The sequence below is a fragment of the Dryocola clanedunensis subsp. sulfonylureivorans genome (genome assembly GCF_016756775.1).
Taxonomy (GTDB): domain Bacteria; phylum Pseudomonadota; class Gammaproteobacteria; order Enterobacterales; family Enterobacteriaceae; genus Dryocola; species Dryocola clanedunensis.
Map to the genome: position 1 here is coordinate 1 of NZ_JAERMU010000064.1, position 1,286 is coordinate 1,286.

A 1,286-nucleotide genomic window follows, 5' to 3' on the forward strand; every position below is an offset into this window, starting at 1 on the left:
GTGATTCTCTCAGGCGTGTGATGCCGGGTTATTCACCACGGATAATTTAGACATTGCCGGTTTATTACTTATGGATAAGGCACTCATAAAGCCCCCTTATTCAGGGGGCTGAGCTGATGCTACCGATACTGATTACATGACACCCCTATTTTTCTGCCTCAGCAGAAACGGGGCTTTTCTCAGCCGCCTTTTTAACGCTGATTTCAGGCAGCTTGCCGTAATCCACCTTCACCTCTTTTAGCTGGCTGATAATGTCCTTGCTGATGTCATTCTCCTTCGCCGCCGCAATCAGGCTGCGGCTGTCCACCACCACGGCGATGTTGTGGCTTTTACGGTACGCTTCCACCGCATTCGTTATGGCTGTCACGCTCTGCGCGCGCGCATGGTTTTGCTCCGCCACCCACTGGCGATTCAGGACCGTTGCGTCCGCCGTGCGGCTCTTCTGCTGCTGCGCTTCTGACATGGCCTGATACGCATCCTTTGCCTGGTTTTCCGCCTGCAGCAATACCGCTTTCACCTTCGCGTTACGCGCCATCTCCTGCCGGCCAACCGGCGACTGCGTTAAGACCTCTTCCATATTGATAAAGGCAACCTTTTGTCCCATTGCTTCCTCCCTGTCACAGCCTGTCAGGCTGACAACCACAACGCAGATTGCCAGCAACGATTTCACAGAAAATTTATTCACCACGCCTGCTACTCCATTTTTTAATATCGCCTCCCCCGTCCGGGAGGAGGCGTTTAAGGACATCAGAAGTTCATTTTAAAGCCGACGGTGGCCTGGGTGTCGCTGTAGCCTTTGTCACCCATCTGCTGGCCCACGTTACCCCACAGGTTCACGGTTTTGTTCAGCTTCGCTTCCACACCCACTTTCAGCTCGCCGATGTTACGTGCACCCACCTCTTTCACGCTCACGCCGTCCAGGTTCGCCCCGAAGTCGTGCGTGTTGTGCAGCCAGTTGGCTTCCACAAACGGCTCGAAGGTGCGCTCCTTGCCGTCATCAAGCTTCGCGTTATGCCCCTTGATGAAGGCCCGCACGCCCAGACGGGTCTGCACGTTGCCGTCGCCGGTGAACTGAACGTCGGTGCCGTTGGCTTCTTTGTGGTCGTTCGCCTTCACGCCCATCCACGTCAGCTGCGCCTGCGGCTGGATGTAGTAGCTTTCGTGGTCGTTCTTCTCACCCATTTTCCAGGTGTAACCACTCTCCACCGACGCCGTGATACCCCGGGATTTGTAGCTTTCTGACGACTGGCCTTTCGACGACACGCCGTTATCAAACCAGTTGTACA

Annotated in this window: 2 protein-coding genes; both read right to left on the reverse strand. The window is 55.2% G+C overall.

Annotated elements, in window-relative coordinates; genetic code table 11:
• Window positions 1-145 precede the first annotated feature (145 nt).
• Window positions 146-685, reverse strand: a complete 540-nt coding sequence (locus HYQ67_RS23760) for an OmpH/Skp family outer membrane protein (protein WP_202308641.1) — start codon at window positions 683-685, stop codon at window positions 146-148.
• Window positions 686-747: 62 nt separating this feature from the next.
• The coding region (locus tag HYQ67_RS23765; RefSeq protein WP_202308643.1) for an autotransporter outer membrane beta-barrel domain-containing protein at window positions 748-1,286 on the reverse strand (539 nt) is incomplete at its 5' end.